The 14768-nt window shown below is 77.8% G+C and carries 12 protein-coding genes; 4 read left to right on the plus strand and 8 right to left on the minus strand.

Annotated features, from left to right (window positions below; genetic code table 11):
• Positions 1-8: 8 nt before the first annotated feature.
• Genes IEY37_RS00540 through IEY37_RS00560 form a run of 5 tightly spaced genes read right to left on the minus strand, consistent with a single transcriptional unit; the run spans position 9 to position 7321 of the window.
• Complete coding sequence (locus IEY37_RS00540; protein WP_188939581.1) at positions 9-758, minus strand: histidine phosphatase family protein; 750 nt, start codon at positions 756-758, stop codon at positions 9-11.
• Positions 755-1921: a uroporphyrinogen-III C-methyltransferase gene (cobA, locus tag IEY37_RS00545; RefSeq protein WP_229673476.1), complete on the minus strand. Its 1167-nt coding sequence runs from the start codon at positions 1919-1921 to the stop codon at positions 755-757. Before cobA ends, IEY37_RS00540 begins: the two co-directional genes overlap by 4 nt.
• Positions 1918-4584, minus strand: a complete 2667-nt coding sequence (gene cobBC, locus IEY37_RS00550; protein WP_229673477.1) for a bifunctional hydrogenobyrinic acid a,c-diamide synthase/histidinol phosphate aminotransferase CobBC — start codon at positions 4582-4584, stop codon at positions 1918-1920. Before cobBC ends, cobA begins: the two co-directional genes overlap by 4 nt.
• Positions 4581-5195, minus strand: a complete 615-nt coding sequence (gene cobO / locus IEY37_RS00555; protein WP_188939582.1) for a cob(I)yrinic acid a,c-diamide adenosyltransferase — start codon at positions 5193-5195, stop codon at positions 4581-4583. The genes cobBC and cobO overlap by 4 nt, the downstream gene beginning before the upstream one ends.
• The gene (locus IEY37_RS00560; protein ID WP_188940098.1) at positions 5195-7321 is read right to left on the minus strand and encodes a VWA domain-containing protein; all 2127 of its coding nucleotides are present in this window, start codon (positions 7319-7321) and stop codon (positions 5195-5197) included. Before IEY37_RS00560 ends, cobO begins: the two co-directional genes overlap by 1 nt.
• Before the next feature lie 324 nt (positions 7322-7645).
• Here IEY37_RS00560 and cbiE point away from each other — a divergent pair, with 324 nt between their 5' ends.
• From cbiE to IEY37_RS00575, 3 genes are all read left to right on the plus strand, one after another.
• Positions 7646-8902 (plus strand): precorrin-6y C5,15-methyltransferase (decarboxylating) subunit CbiE, encoded by a 1257-nt coding sequence (gene cbiE / locus IEY37_RS00565; protein ID WP_229673479.1) that lies wholly within the window; start codon positions 7646-7648, stop codon positions 8900-8902.
• Positions 8899-9645, plus strand: a complete 747-nt coding sequence (cobM, locus tag IEY37_RS00570; RefSeq protein ID WP_188939583.1) for a precorrin-4 C(11)-methyltransferase — start codon at positions 8899-8901, stop codon at positions 9643-9645. Before cbiE ends, cobM begins: the two co-directional genes overlap by 4 nt.
• Positions 9646-9819: 174 nt before the next feature.
• The gene (locus IEY37_RS00575; protein ID WP_188939584.1) at positions 9820-10257 is read left to right on the plus strand and encodes a hypothetical protein; all 438 of its coding nucleotides are present in this window, start codon (positions 9820-9822) and stop codon (positions 10255-10257) included.
• A gap of 25 nt (positions 10258-10282) precedes the next feature.
• Here IEY37_RS00575 and IEY37_RS00580 read toward each other — a convergent pair whose 3' ends face one another.
• From IEY37_RS00580 to IEY37_RS00590, 3 genes are read right to left on the minus strand one after another with little or no spacing between them, the layout of a single operon-like run.
• A complete protein-coding gene (locus tag IEY37_RS00580) occupies positions 10283-11929 on the minus strand; it encodes a precorrin-2 C(20)-methyltransferase (RefSeq protein WP_188939585.1) in 1647 nt (548 codons plus the stop codon).
• Positions 11926-12600: a precorrin-8X methylmutase gene (locus IEY37_RS00585; RefSeq protein ID WP_188940100.1), complete on the minus strand. Its 675-nt coding sequence runs from the start codon at positions 12598-12600 to the stop codon at positions 11926-11928. Before IEY37_RS00585 ends, IEY37_RS00580 begins: the two co-directional genes overlap by 4 nt.
• A 5-nt stretch (positions 12601-12605) precedes the next feature.
• Positions 12606-13718, minus strand: a complete 1113-nt coding sequence (locus IEY37_RS00590) for a ferredoxin-like domain-containing protein (RefSeq protein ID WP_188940101.1) — start codon at positions 13716-13718, stop codon at positions 12606-12608.
• Between the two features lie 84 nt (positions 13719-13802).
• On the opposite strand from IEY37_RS00590, the gene IEY37_RS00595 reads away from it, so the two are divergent.
• Positions 13803-14723 carry an alpha/beta fold hydrolase gene (locus tag IEY37_RS00595; RefSeq protein WP_188939586.1) on the plus strand — a complete coding sequence of 307 codons (921 nt, stop codon included), beginning with the start codon at positions 13803-13805 and terminating at the stop codon, positions 14721-14723.
• Positions 14724-14768: the final 45 nt, after the last annotated feature.

Raw genomic sequence — 14768 nt, forward strand, 5'->3', positions numbered from 1 at the left:
CGGTCGATCTACAGCGCTGGCGCCCACTCCCGGTGCTGGACGGTGCCGTCAGCCGCGCGCTCGAGGATCTGCACCGACCCGTTCGGCACCGGTCGCCACTGGGCGACGGGCGCCCGCCGCCGCGAGGCGCCGTCCTGGTCGACGTCGTCCGGGTCCGCTGCGCCGCCGCGGCTCCAGCCACCCTCGTCGGCGTCCTCGGCGTCCTCGGCCACCTCGGGCTCCGCCGGCACCTCGCCCAGCAGGTAGGACACGGCGACCCGGATGGTGTCGCCGTGGCTGACCAGCACGACGGCCCCGTCGACCTCGGTGACCAGGGGCGACGCGAGCAGTGCCGCCACCCTGGCGCGGACGTCGGCGGTGGACTCGCCGCCCGGTGGCCGGCGCCGGTCGTCGGGGGTCCACGGATCGTCCGCGGCGAGGTCGGCCCAGCGGGCGGCCGCCTCGTCCGACGGCAGACCCTGCCACCGGCCCAGGTCCATCTCGCGCAGCAGCGGCGTCGGCCACGGATCGAGACCGGTGGCAGCGCCGACGATGTCGGCCGTCTCCCGGGCACGCGCCAGGTCCGAGGTGACCAACCGACGGGCGCCGACCCCGGCGAGCCGGGCGGCGGCCGCCCGCACCTGTTCCCGCCCGCGCGCGGTGAGCCGGGCGGCGTCGGCCTGGCCCTGTACCCGGCCCGCGACGTTCCAGGTCGACTCGCCGTGCCGGACCAGGTACAGCGTCGAGGTCACCGAGGTCATCGAGGTCACCGGGGTCACTCGGTCCCACCCGGGTCGAACGCGGCCACGGTGCCGATCACGGTCACCGCCGGGGCGCGGAGTCCCTCGGCCGCGGTGCGCGCGGCGATGTCGCCGACCGTCCCGCGCACCGTCCGCTGCCCGGGCAACCCGGCGTCGGCGACGGTGGCCGCCGGCGTCGCCGGGTCGAGCCCGTGCCGGACCAGCGCGGCCGTCACCGCCGGCAGGGTGCCGACGCCCATCAGCACCACCAGCGCGGTGCCCGTGCGCGCCAGCGCGGCCCAGTCGAGCGTCGACCGCGGATCCCCGGGGGGGACGTGCGCCGACACCACGGTGAAGCCCTGGTTCAGGGTGCGGTGGGTGATCGGGATGCCGGCCAGGGCGGGACCGGCCACGGCCGAGCTCAGGCCGGGGACGACGTCGACCGGGACGCCGGCGGCCGCGCACGCCTGCCACTCCTCGCCGCCGCGGCCGAAGACGAAGTTGTCGCCGCCCTTGAGCCGCACGACCACCCGGCCGGCGAGCGCGTGCCGGACCAGCAGCGCGTTGATCGCCTCCTGCGGGGTGGCGTTGCCCCCGGGGATCTTGGCGACGTCCACGATCTCGGTACCCGGCCGGACCTCGTCCAGGACCGCCAGCGGCGCCAGCCGGTCGGCCACCACGACGTCGGCCCGGCGGACGGCCTCCAGCCCGGCCACGGTGATCAGCCCGGGGTCGCCGGGACCGCCACCGACCAGCACGACCCGGCCGCGCCCAGGAACCGGCGCGGGCACCGGTCCGACGGGTGCCGCGGAGGCCACCGGGATCCCGAGTGCGGCGGCCCGCCGGCGGAGCCGGTCGGCCCGATCGGCCGGTGCCGCCCCGGCGGCGGTGTCGGTGTCGGTGTCGGCAGCACCTCCCGCGCCGCTCCGGGTGCCGCCGTCGGTGCCGCCGTCGGCCGCGGCGATCACCACCAGGGCGGCCTCGCGCAGCCGGGCGTCGTCGGGCTCCTGCGACCGGAGGTCGACCAGTCCGCGGTCGGCCAGGTCCCGCACGGCGTCGGAGGGCTGCTCCTCCACCACGGTCAGCCGTGCGCCGGCCGCCCGCAACGCCGCGATCCGGCCGAGCGCGGCGGCGCCGCCGCCGAGGACGACGACCGGCAGCCCGGCCAGCTCCAGGTCGAGCTGCACCGAGGGCCGCGTCACGACCGGCCGCCCACGGGCAGGGGGTGCCGGTCGGCCCCGGGGACGCCGCCGGCCGGGGCGGCGGGGGTCAGCACGGCGGCCAGCGCGGCGAGCAGCGCCGTCGTGGTGGCCTCGTCGCGCACGGCGACCCGGATCCAGTCCGCGTCCAGGCCCGGGAAGGTCTCGCCGCGGCGGACGGCGAATCCGTGCTCCCGCAACCTGTCCCGGACGGTGCCGGGTGGCGCCCCCGAAACCGCCTCGCGGGTGTCGACCAGCACGAAGGGCGCCTGGGACGGCACCACCCGCAACCCGAGGTCCTGCAGGCCCCGGATCAGCAACCGGCGACGTCCGGGCACGAGCTCGGCGCGGCGGCGGGCCCGGTCGACCGCGTGCGGCTCCGCGGTCGCCACCATGGCCAGCAGCGCGGGCGAGGACACCGACCACGGCGGCTGCTGCGCGGCGAGCCGGCCGACGACGTCCCGGTCCCCGACGACGTACCCGGCCCGCAGGCCGGCGATCCCCCAGGTCTTGGTGAGCGACCGTGCCACCACCAGGCCCGGCAGCCGTTGTCCGGTCAGGGATCCCGGTTCGCCGGGCACGGCGTCCAGGAATGCCTCGTCGACCAGCACCACACGGCCCGGCCGGGCCAGCCCGGCCAGGAGCTCGGCCGAGTGCAGCCGCCCGGTGGGATTCGTCGGGTTGCCGACGACGACCAGGTCGGCCGACGCCGGGACCTGTCCGGGGTGCAAGGTCCAGTCGTCGTCCGGGTGCAGCACGAGCCGGTGGACCGCGTGACCGGCGGCCCGCAGTGCCGCCTCGGGCTCGGTGAACTGCGGGTGCACCACCACCGCATGACGGGGCCGCAGCGCCCGGGCCAGCAACCAGAACGCCTCCGCACCACCGGATGTCGGCAGCACCTCGGCCGGGTCCCGACCGTGCCGGGCGGCCAGCGCCCGGGTGGCGTCGGCGGTGTCGGGATACCGGGCCAGGCCGGCGACCGCGGACCGCAGCAGGTCCGCCAGCCACGGGTCGGGCTCGGCCAGCTGGACGTTGACCGCCAGGTCGACCAGTCCGTCGGCCACGTCGCGGTCGCCGTGGTGGTCGAGGTCGACACCCGCCTGCCCGGCGGACCCGCGGCCGTGCGCACCCGCGGGTCCGGCCGCGACAGTCGCGCCGGCTCCGCCGGCCCCGCCGGCGACATCGCCCGCCCGGGCGCAGGTCCCGGTGCCGCGCCGCGCCGCCCCCGGCCGATCCGGCTGCCACGGCCGGGCCCGGTGCGCCGCGGCGGCGAACCCGGCGGCCAGCGGTCCCGGGGCGGCCCAGTGGGTGTGCAGGTACGAGGCGTGCACCGTGGGACGCCCGGTGCCGGCCGGGTCGAGCGACCAGCCCTCCGGCCGGCCGTCGACCAGCCAGGCCGGGGTGGCCCCGGCGACCGGGTCGGTGGTGGTGCGGTGGAACTCGTGGCCGGTGGTGCGGGTGCCGGCGGGCCCGAGCAGCGTGTCCGCCGGGGCGACGGCCGTGCGGTACCCGAGCGTCAACCCCGGGGTCATCGCGGCGGCTGCCGGCAGGGCGTCCACCATCGGCGCGCCGTCCAGGGTCCGGGACAGGTACAGCAGCCCGGCGCACTCCGCGGCGACCGGCACGCCCGCCGCGACGGCGGCTCGCAGGTCCGCGCGCAGCCCGCGGTTGCCGGACAGCTCACCGGCGTGCACCTCCGGGAACCCGCCCCCGAGGTAGACCGCCGACGTACCCGGCGGCAGCGTGGCATCCGCGGTCGGGTCGAACACCACCGGGTCGAGACCCGCCGCGCGCAGGATCTCCTCGGTCTCCGCGTAGCGGAAGGTGAACGCCCGGCCGCCGGCGACCGCGACCACCGGACGGCCGGCGCACCCGGCGCCGCGGTCCCCGGCCGGGGCGGGGCCGAGGGCGGGTTGCCACGCGGGTCCGGCGAGATCGGGCGCCGTCCGGGCGACGCGCACCACCTCGGCCAGGTCGACGCCGTCGGCGATGCGCTGCGCCAGCCGGTCGAGCGCGGCCGCCGCTTGGGGTCGTTCCGGGGCCGGGACCAGACCGAGATGCCTCGACGGCACCGACATCTCGTCGTCCCGGTGCAGGACGCCGAGTACCGGGACACCCGTGGCCTCGAGCGCCGAACGGATCTCGTCCCGGTGCCGGTGGGATCCGACCTTGTTGAGCACGACACCGGCCATCCGCACGGAGGTGTCGAACGACGCCAGCCCGTGCACCACGGCCGCAACCGTCCGCGAGGCCGCCGAGGCGTCGACGACGAGCAGCACCGGGGCGGCGAGCAGGGACGCCACATGGGCGGTGGAGCCCCAGCCGTCGCGGCCCAGTGCTCCGTCGTGCAGCCCCATCACGCCCTCGATGACGGCCACGTCGGCCGGGCGCGGGGTGCGGGACCCGTGCAGCAGCAGCGGCACCAGCAGGTCGGTGCCCACCAGGTGCGCGTCCAGGTTCCGGCCCGGCCGGCCGGTGGCGAGGGCGTGGTAGCCGGGGTCGATGTAGTCGGGGCCGATCTTGTGACCGGACACCTCGTGTCCGGCCCGGCGCAGCGCGGCCATCAGCCCGGTCGCCACCGTGGTCTTGCCGTGACCGGAGCCCGGCGCCGCCACCACGATCCGCGGCAGCGGCGTGCGCCCGGCGCCGACGGCTGCAGCGCTCACCACTCGATCCCCCGCTGACCCTTGCGCCCGGCATCCATCGGGTGCTTGACCTTGGTCATCTCGGTCACCAGGTCGGCCGCCGCGACGAGTCGCGGGTCGGCTTGGCGGCCGGTGACGACGACGTGCTGCCGGCCCGGCCGGTCGGCGAGCGTCCGCACCACCTCGTCGACGTCGACCCAGCCCCAGTTGAGCGGGTAGGTGAACTCGTCGAGCACGTACAGGTCGTGGGCCTGCGCGTCCAGCCGTCGGCGGATCTCCGCCCAGCCCTCGGCAGCCTCGGCGGCGTGGTCGGTCTCGTCGCCGACCCGCCGGGTCCACGACCAGCCGGATCCCATCTTGTGCCACTCGACGGCACCGCCGACGCCGTCCCGCCGGTGCAGCTCGCCGAGCGTCTCGAGGGCGTGCTGCTCGCCGATGCGCCACTTGGCGGACTTGACGAACTGGAAGACCCCGACGGACCAGCCCTGGTTCCAGGCGCGCAACGCGAGACCGAAGGCGGCGGTGGACTTCCCCTTGCCGTCACCGGTGTGCACCATCAGCAGCGGCTGGTGGCGGCGCTGCCGGGTGGTGCGGCCGTCGTCCGGGACGACCAGCGGCTGTCCCTGCGGCATCAGGCCACCTCCCGCGCCCGCACGGCGCCGGCCACCTCGTCGGCGCGCACGCCGGCCAGCGGCACCAGCTCGGCCTGCAGCGCCCGGGACAGCCCGCGCGCCAGTCCCATCCGGAACCGCCCGGTCTCGCAGTCGAGCACCAGGCTCGACACCCCGCTGCGGGCCAGGTGGCCGGCGACGCGCAGCGACCGGGCGACGGCGTCCTGCCCCGCGGTCGCGCGGCCGTCGGTGACCACGACCAGCAGCGGCCGCCGCCGCGGATCCCGGATCCGCTCGCGCCGCACGGTCTCCCCGGCCAGCAGCAGTCCCTCGGCGAGCGGCGTCCGGCCGCCCACCGGCAGTTCCGCCAGCCGCCGGGCCGCGACGTCCACGGAACCGGTGGGCGGCAGCACCAGCGTGGCCTCGCTACCGCGGAAGGTCACCAGCCCGACCTTGTCCCGCCGCTGGTAGGCGTCCAGCAGCAACGACAGCACCGCGGTCCGCACCTGGTCCATCCGGGCGCGGGCGCCCATGGAGCCGGAGGCGTCGACGCAGAACAGCACCAGGTTCGACTCGCGGCCCTCCCGGACCGCGAGTCGCACGTCCCGGCCGGCGAGCACCAGGCCCGGACCGGTCCGCCCGCGAGCCAGCTGGTGCGGCGCCGCGGCCCGCACCGTGGCCGTCAGGTGCACCGGTCCCGTCCCGCCGCCGAACGGCTCGGCGCCGACGGTGCGCCCGGTGCTGGTCACCGCCCTGGACCGGCGGCCGGCCTCTCCCGCGCCCACGCCGCGGACCGCGAACAGCCGCGTCCGGAACGGGTCGCCGGCCGTCCCGGCCTGCGGGCCGGGCCCGACGGGCCGACCCTGCCCGGCCGTGCCTCCCGTACCCGCAGTGCCGTCCGTGCCGTCCGTGCCCGCGGCGGTGTCGGCCGGCCGCCCGGGGTCCTCGGCCGGATCCTGCGGACCGGTGCCCGCGGCCGGGCCGTCCGCCGAGCCGGCGGACCGGGCCGCCGCGTCGCCGGCACCGGCGTCGTCCGGCCGCTCCGCCTGCTCCGGCTGGTCCGCCGGATCCGCCCCGTCCCCGGCCGGCTGCTCGTCGCCGCGGGCCCGGCCTTGCGGCGGCTCGGGATCGAGGTCCTGACCGTCGAGGATCCGGTCCAGCAGCTCCTCGTCGAGCCCGGGTGCGTCGAACGGGTTGCGCCGCCGGCGGTGCGGCAGCGCCAGTCGTGCCGCGGCGCGGATGTCCTCCCGGCCCACCCGCTCCCGGCCGTGCCACGCCGCGTGCGCCACGGCGGCCCTGGCGGTGACGATGTCCGCGCGCATGCCGTCCACGTCGAAGGCGGTGCAGACGGCGGCGATGGCCGCCAGCGCGGCATCCGGCAGCTCGACCGCGGGCAGCGCCGCCCGGGCGGCCGCGATGCGGGCGGCCAGCTCCCGGTCGGCCGGACCCCAGGCCGCGGTGAAGGCGTCGGGATCGGCGTCGAAGGCCAGCCGGCGGCGGACCACCTCGGCCCGGGCGCCGGCGTCCCGCGGCGCGGCGACCTCGACGGTGAGCCCGAACCGGTCGAGCAGCTGCGGCCGCAGCTCGCCCTCCTCCGGGTTCATCGTGCCCACCAGCACGAACCGGGCCGCGTGCGCCACCGAGACGCCGTCGCGCTCCACCGTGGACCGGCCCATCGCGGCGGCGTCGAGCAGGAGGTCGACCAGGTGGTCGTGCAGCAGGTTCACCTCGTCGACGTACAGCAGGCCGCGGTGCGCGGCGGCCAGCAGTCCGGGCTCGTACTCGGTCACGCCGGCGGCCAGCGCCCGCTGCAGGTGGAGCGAGCCGATGACCCGGTCCTCGGTGGCGCCGACCGGCAGCTCCACCAGCCTGGCTGGACGCTCGACGGCGCCCGGGCGGTGCGCTGCGGCGTCCGGGCAGGCCGGGTCGGGCGCCGCCGGATCGCAGGAGAACCGGCAGTCGGGGACGACGGTGACCGGTGGCAGCAGGGCCGCCAGCGCCCGCACGGTCGTGGACTTGGCCGTGCCCTTCTCGCCCCGGACGAGCACCCCGCCGATCTCCGGCGACACCGCGCACAGCAGCAGGGCCTGCGCCATGTCGGCGGCGTCCCCCGGGGACACCACGGCACTGAACGGGAAGGTCGGCACCACGAGACTCGCTCCCTGCGGGTGTCCACGCCCGCGTCGACGGTGTCCGGCGCCGTCGGAGGCGCACGGGACGGGCGCGACGTCCTGGCTCCCGGCCTGCCGGCCGGTCACAGTGGCGGGACCGCTCCGGATTCGCCGTGCCGTGGCACGGCCCACCGAATTCCTCGACGACCGTCCCGGCGATGATTCCACAGCCGCGGGCACGTCCCCGCCGGGCTCCGGACGCGGGGACCGGCGGGGACGCCGCCAGCACCGTGCCGGCGCGTCCGCGCCGACGGGTCCGTGCCGACGGATCGGTGCCGGGCCGGCGGTTAGGGTCCGTCCGTGCCCACCGTCCTGCCCCCTGCCGCCGGACGCCCGGTGACGGTGGTCGGCATCGGCGCCGACGGGTGGGCCGGGCTGGCGGAGCCGGTCCGGGCGCTGGTGGGCGCGGCCCGGCTGGTGATCGGTGCGGACCGGCAGTTGTCGCTGCTGCCCGACGGGGCCGGCGGCGAGCGCCGACCGTGGCCCTCGCCCTTGCTGCCGGCCGTCGCCGCCTGGCGGGACGACCTGCTGTCCGGCGGTGTGGTGGTGCTGGCGTCGGGCGACCCGCTGCTGTCCGGCATCGGCGGCACGCTGGTCCGCGAGCTGGGCGCCGAGCAGGTGCACGTCGTGCCGGCGGTGTCGTCGGTCGCGCTGGCCCGGGCCCGGATGGGCTGGGCGGCCGAGCCGGACGACTGGCTGTCCCTGGTGGGCCGCGACCTGGACCGGCTGCGCCGCGAGCTGGCCCCCGGCCGCCGGCTGGTGCTGCTGTCCGCGGACGGCGGATCCCCCGATCGAGTCGCCGAGCTGCTCGTGGACGCCGGCTACGGCGGCTCGGTGCTGACCGTCTGGGAGGAGCTGGGCGCCGCGGCCGAGACCGGCCGGCAGGGCACGGCGGCCGAGTGGACCGGGCAGCAGGCCGGGCCGCTGAACCTGCTCTGCCTGGAGTGCCGGGCCGACCCCGGCGTCGCGCTGCCGGGCCGCGCACCGGGGCTCCCGGACGAGGCCTACCGGCACGACGGCCAGCTGACCAAGCGCGACCTGCGGGCGTCCGCGCTGTCCCGGCTGTCGCCGCTGCCCGGGGACCTGCTCTGGGACGTCGGCGCGGGAGCCGGCTCGGTGGCCGTCGAGTGGGCCAGGAGCGACCCGCGATGCCGGGCCGTCGCCATCGAGGCGGACCCGGCGCGGGCCGCGCGGATCGGTGACAACGCACGCCGGCTCGGCGTCCCCGGTGTCCGGGTGGTCACCGGCCGCGCACCGGAAGCCCTGGCGGGGCTGCCGGTCCCGGACGCGGTGTTCGTCGGCGGCGGCGCGACCGCTCCCGGTCTGCTCGAGACCTGCTGGGCAGCAGTGCGTGTCGGCGGACGGCTGGTCGCGCACGCGGTGACGCTGGAGAGCGAGCAGCTGCTCGTCGATCGTTCCCGTGCCTGGGGCGGCGAACTGACCCGGATCGCGGTCGAGCGCGCCGGCCCGCTCGGCGGTCTCACCGGCTGGCAACCCGCCAGGGCCGTCGTGCAGTACTCCGTCCGCAAGCCGCACCCGTCGGGAGAGCCGTCGTGACCGTCCATTTCATCGGCGCCGGGCCCGGCGCGGCGGACCTGTTGACGCTGCGCGCGGCGCGGCTGCTGGCCACCAGCCCGGTCTGCGTCTACGCCGGGACGTACGTCACCGCCGACGTCCTGGAGCACTGCCCGCCCGGCGCGGAGCTGGTCGACAGCCAGCACCTGAACCTGGACGACATCACCGCGGTCCTGGTGCGGGCCGACCGGGCCGGACAGGACGTCGCGCGGCTGTGCAGCGGGGACCCGTCCATCTACTCGGCGGTGGCCGAGCAGACCCGCCGGCTCGACGGGGCGGGCGTGCCGTGGGACGTCACCCCGGGTGTCCCGGCGTACGCCGCCGCCGCCGCGCTGCTCGGCCGCGAGCTGACGGTTCCGGAGGTCGCGCAGACCGTCATCCTCACCCGGGCGCAGGCCCGATCCACCCGGATGCCGGAGGGCGAGCAGCTGTCCCGGTTGGCCGCCAGCGGCGCGACGCTGGTGCTGCACCTGGCCATCACCCGCATGCGGGCCGTCGCGGAGGAGCTGGCACCCGTCTACGGCGCCGACTGCCCCGTCGCGGTCGTGCACCGGGCCACCGCGCCGGACGAGCAGGTGCTGCGCGGCACCCTGGCCGACATCGCGAACCAGGTCGAACGGCTCGGCCTGCGGCAGGCCGCGGTGATCCTCGTCGGCCGGGTGCTGACCGCACAGGGCTTCGTCGACTCGCACCTGTACGCCTCCCGGCGGTCACCGGCCGGCTGAGGTCGGCTCGCCGAACGGGTCGGGCGGCGGCAGCCCGGCCGTCCCGTCCCGGCCAGGCGTTCCGGCAACCGGGTGATGCTGCGGTTGCTCCGTGATCCGGTGGAACCGGCGGCCCGGCGGAACGGTCGGACGCTGCACCCACCGTGCAGCACCCTTTCCCCACAGGAGTTCTCGATGTCCACGCTCACCGCGGAGCGCACCGTCCCGTCCACCGGCCGCACCCCGGGCCGTGTCGTCGGCGCCCTGTGCGTCCTCGGCGCCTACCTGGTCGTCAGCGTCATCGGCTTCGCCCAGCTGCTGTCCCTCCGCGAACACCTCGGCCGTTCGGGCCGCGCCGCCGTGGACACCGTCCTCTGGGTCGGCGTCGGCCTGGTGGTCGCCTTCGTGGTGGCCGCCGCGCTGCTGCTGCGCCGGGTCAGCCGCGTCCCGCTGCTGGTCCTGTCCGCGGTGAGCATCGGCCTGGCGCTCTACGGCCTGCGCGGTTCCGGGCTGACCCTCGCGGCGCTGTACAACCTCGGGTCCCTGGTCGCCATGCTCGTCCTGGTCTCCGGACCCGCGGTCGCCCGCTGGATCGACGACGCCAGGACCGCCCGGCGCGCCGGCCGGGCCTGAGACCGCACCCGGGATCGGAGCCGGCCTACCGGCGCAGCACCGCGGCTGCGCCGGTAGGCGCGGTCGCGCTCCCCGCTCCGCCGGGGTCACCAGCCCCGTCACCGGTGCGGTCCGCGGCCCGGTCGTCGCGCGAGTCCGGCCCGGCGGGCACGAACCGCCGCGTCCACACCCCGTGCTCCCCCGCCGTCGTGCCGGACGAGCCGACGATCAGCAGGCACCGCATGTCCACCACGGCCGGGTCCAGCCCGCCGAGCGTGGTGACGACCAGTTCCTCGCCGTCCCGGCCCACGTCGCGGCCGATCACCACCGGCACGTCCGGCGACCGGTGCGCCAGCAGCACGTCGCGCATCCGGGCCACCTGGCCGGTGCGGCTGCGCGAGGCGGGGTTGTAGACCGCCAGCACCAGGTCGGCCGCGGCCACCGCGGCCAACCGCCGCTCGACGACGGGCCACGGCTTGAGCCGGTCGGACAGCGAGAGGACCGCGTAGTCCCCACCCAGCGGCGCACCGGCGCGGGCCGCCACGGCCTGCGCCGCGGTCACCCCGGGCAGCACCCGCACCGGGACGTCGCGGTACCGGCCGGCGGTGTCGCCGTCGAGGACCTCGAAGACGGCGGACGCCATCCCGAACACACCGGCGTCGCCGCCGGACACCACGGCCACCGGGTCGCCGGCCAGGGCCAGCTCCAGCGCGTGCCGCGCCCGGTCCAGCTCGACGGTGTTCCCGGACGCGTGTCGCTGCAGGCCCTCCCGCTGCGGCACCCGCGAGACGTACGGCGCGTAGCCGACGACGTGCCGGACCTGCCCGAGAGCCGTGTCCACCTCCGGTGTGCGCCAGCCGTCGGGCCCGGGTCCCAGTCCCACCACCAGCACCGGGCCGGGTGGCGCGCCGGTGGCCGGGCCAGGGTCGGCGGGAGCCGGTGCGGCCGCACCGGTCTCCGCGGCCCGCGCCAGCCGCCGGTCGGCGCCCGGCACCAGCACCATCGAGAAGTACGGCACCGCATCGGGATCCACGTCCCCCGCCGGCAGCACCCGCTGGCCCGCGGTCGAAGCCCGCTCCACGTACACCGCGTCGTCGAGCCGGCCCGCTTCTGCCAGGGCGGCCCGCACCGCCGGGAACGTCCGGCCCAGCTTGAGCACCGCCGCCCCCTGGGTGTCGGCCAACCGCCGGGCCAGTTCGGCGCGCGGGAGGGTGCCCGGCAACACGGTGAGGACGTCCTCGTGCCGCACCAGCGGCCGGGCGGCCGCCGCCGCCGCGCCGGACACCGACGTCACCCCCGGCACCACCTCGGCCGGGAAGGTCGGCGCCAGCCGGTCGTGCAGGTACATGTACGAGCCGTAGAACAAGGGGTCGCCCTCGCAGAGCACCACGACGGTCCGGCCCGCCGCCAGGTGGACCGCGAGCCGGGCGGCGGACCGGTCGTAGAAGTCGTCGATGGCACCGGGATAGCCGCCGGGGTGGTCGATGTCGCCGGTGGTGACCGGGTACACCAGCGGCTCCTCGGCGACGCCCGCGGGCAGCAGCTCCGCGGCGATCGACCGGGCGATCGACCGGCCGTGCGTCCCGGAGAAGTAGGCCACCACGTCCGCGGCCCCGATCAGCCGGGCGGCCTTGCGGGTCACCAGCTCCGGGTCGCCCGGACCGAGGCCGACGCCGTACAGCGCGCCCGTCACAGCTCCTCCTCGCGGGCCAGGGCGTTCACCGCGGATCCGGCCATCGCCGACCCGCCGCGGCGGCCGAGCACGGTCAGGTACGGGACGCCCGCGCCGTCCTCGACCAGGGCCTGCTTGGACTCCGCCGCCCCGATGAAACCCACCGGCACCCCGATCACCGCAGCGGGCCGCGGGGCGCCGTCGGCCAGCAGCTCCAGCAGGTGGAACAGCGCGGTCGGCGCGTTGCCGATGGCCACCACCGCACCGGCGAGCCGGTCGCCCCACACCGACACGGCCGCCGCGGAGCGGGTGGTGCCCCAGCGGCGCGCCAGTTCCGGCACCGCGGGATCGTCCAGCAGACACAGCACCTCGTTGCCGGCGGGCAGCCGCCGGCGGGTGACGCCGGCGGCGACCATGTGGGCGTCGGTGAGGACCGGCGCACCGGCCCGCAGCGCCGAGCGGGCCGCCCCCACCAGGTCGGGGTGGATGCGCAGGTCCCGGGGCAGGTCCGTCTGGCCGCAGGCGTGCACCATCCGCACCGCGACCGTGCGCGCGTCCTCCGGCAACCCGGACAGGTCCGTCTCGGCGCGGATGGTGGCGAAGGACCGGCGGTAGATCTCGTCCCCCGAGGTCACGTAGTCGTGGCGCCGGGTCGGCGGCCGCAGCGCGCCGTACCCGTGGTCCGCCGGCACGTCGCTCACCCGGTCACCCGCAGCTCCCGGTGCGGCCCGGCCGGGACGCCGCACCGCCGCTCGCAGCCCACGACGTGCACCGGCAGGTCCGTGGGCCGGCGCGCGGCCGCCAGGGACCGGGCGGGTGTGCGGGTGTCGCCGGCCGACCGGACGCAGCCCGGGGCGCCCGTGCAGGCCGTCACGCCGCGCCATCCCGACGCCGGGTCGACGACCCAGCCGGCCGCTCCGAGGGTGTCCAGCACCTCCGCCGAGCGCCCGGCCGGCAGGTCCGCGACGACGACGGACCGCCACGGCGTCACGACCAGCCGGTCCCCGCCGGCGGCGGCCGCCCGGACCACCGCCGCGGACCGCGCCGGGTCGACCAGTCCGAGCGGCGCGAGCGCCACCACCGCATGGTGGCCGTCCCGCTGCACCAGCAGGCCCGGCGCCGGCGCGGGATCCGCCGTGCCGGCGGACTCGGCGGGCAGCGGCCGGCCACCGAGCTCGACCCCGCGCCCCGGCAGGTCGCGGACCTGCCACGCGTCCCCACGGACGGCCAGGAAGCGGTGCGCCAGGGCGACCAGCGCGGCCGCGGCGTCGGTCACCGGCACCCGCTCCCCGGCGAGGGCGCCGATGCGCAGCCGCACCGTCCCGCGGTCCAGCGCCCGCACGCCCAGGTCGCCGGGCAGGCCGGCCAGGTCGCCCCGGTCGTCGACGGTGAACAGGAAGCGGCCGGACAGCGCGGCCAGCTCGGGGTCGGCGCAGAGCAGCGCGTCGAGCCGGTCCACGACGGGGCGCAGGTCCGCGCGGCCGCCGACCCGACCGGTGAGCGGCGAGCACAGGATGGACCGCACCCGGTCGTGCGTGCGCGACGGCAGCAGCCCGGCCGCGACGACGGTGCCCACCAGCTCGTCCGGCGCGGCGCCGCCCGGTCCGGGCCGGATGCCGCGGATCTGCAGCCCGCCGCGCCCGGTCAGGGCCACGTCGCCGTCGCCGAAACGCGCCGCGGCACCGGCGACGACCTGCCAGGCCCGGCCGGTCATCCGGCCGCCCGGGACCTTGATCCGCACCAGCGCGCCGTCCGCCGCCAGGTGCAGGCGGAGCAACCCGGGGCAGCGGTCGGCTGCCGGGCGGAGCATGGCGGTCACCCGGCCATCGTGACACGGGCACGCAGCAGCCCGGACCGCCGTGCGGACGCCGCCCGGTCCGGCAGGATCGGCGTCGTGACGGATCCCGCCAGGTCCCGGCCGGTCGACGGCTTCCGGCTCGCCTACGACGTCGACACCGCTGCAGCAGGCGGCCCGCCCGCGGTGCTGCTGCTGCACGGCTGGCCCGGCAGCCGCCGCGACCACCGGCACGTCGCCGCGCTGCTGTCCGGCCGCACCCGGACCGTGGTGCCGGACCTGCGTGGCTTCGGCGAGTCGGACAAGCACCCCGGGCCGCCGCTCCAGCTGTACAGCGCGGCGGCGCAGGCCCGGTCCGTGCTGGCCCTGCTGGACGAGCTCGGCGTCGAGCGTGCCGTGATCGGCGGCTACGACGTCGGCAGCCGGGTCGCCCAGGAGATCGTCCGGAGTCACCCCGAGCGGATGGCCGGGCTGGTGCTGACGCCGCCGCTGCCGGGTGCCGGCGAGCGTCTGCTCGCACCGTCGGTGCAGCAGCAGTTCTGGTACCAGGCGCTGCACCGGCTGCCGTTGGCCGTCGAGCTGCTGGACGGCCGGCCGGACGCGGTACGGGCCTACCTGCGGCACTTCTGGGAGCACTGGTCCGGGCCGGGCTTTCGGATGGACCCGCAGGACCTGGATCGGCTCGTCGAGCTCTACGGCGCGCCGGGGGCGTTCACCGCCTCCATCGCCTGGTACCGGTCCCGTCCGGGGCCCGCGTCCAGCGCGGGCGACCGGCCGCCGGCGGTGGCGGACCGGCTGGCGACCCCGGTGGAGGTGCTGTGGCCCGCGCTGGACCCGCTGTTCCCCGCCGACTGGGCCGACCGGCTCGACCAGTGGTACGCCGACGCCCGGGTCACGGTGCTGCCGGACGTCGGGCACTTCGTCCCGGTCGAGGCGCCGGCGGCCTTTGCGGACGCCGTCGAACGGCTGCTGGAGCGCGTCGGCCGACCCGGACCGCCGGTGGCACGGCGTCCGGGGTGACCGGGCCGGCGCCGCTTGACGGTCCGGGTGTCCGGCGACGACAGT

The organism is Nakamurella endophytica (genome assembly GCF_014646215.1).
GTDB lineage: Bacteria > Actinomycetota > Actinomycetes > Mycobacteriales > Nakamurellaceae > Nakamurella > Nakamurella endophytica.

Excerpts from the sequence above, each read along its gene's own strand:
- IEY37_RS00575 (WP_188939584.1), top strand. The coding sequence starts at position 9,820 with ATGTCCACGCTCACCGCGGAGCGCACCGTCCCGTCCACCGGCCGCACC.
- IEY37_RS00590 (WP_188940101.1), bottom strand. The coding sequence starts at position 13,718 with ATGCTCCGCCCGGCAGCCGACCGCTGCCCCGGGTTGCTCCGCCTGCAC.
- cobO (WP_188939582.1), bottom strand. The coding sequence starts at position 5,195 with ATGCCGCAGGGACAGCCGCTGGTCGTCCCGGACGACGGCCGCACCACC.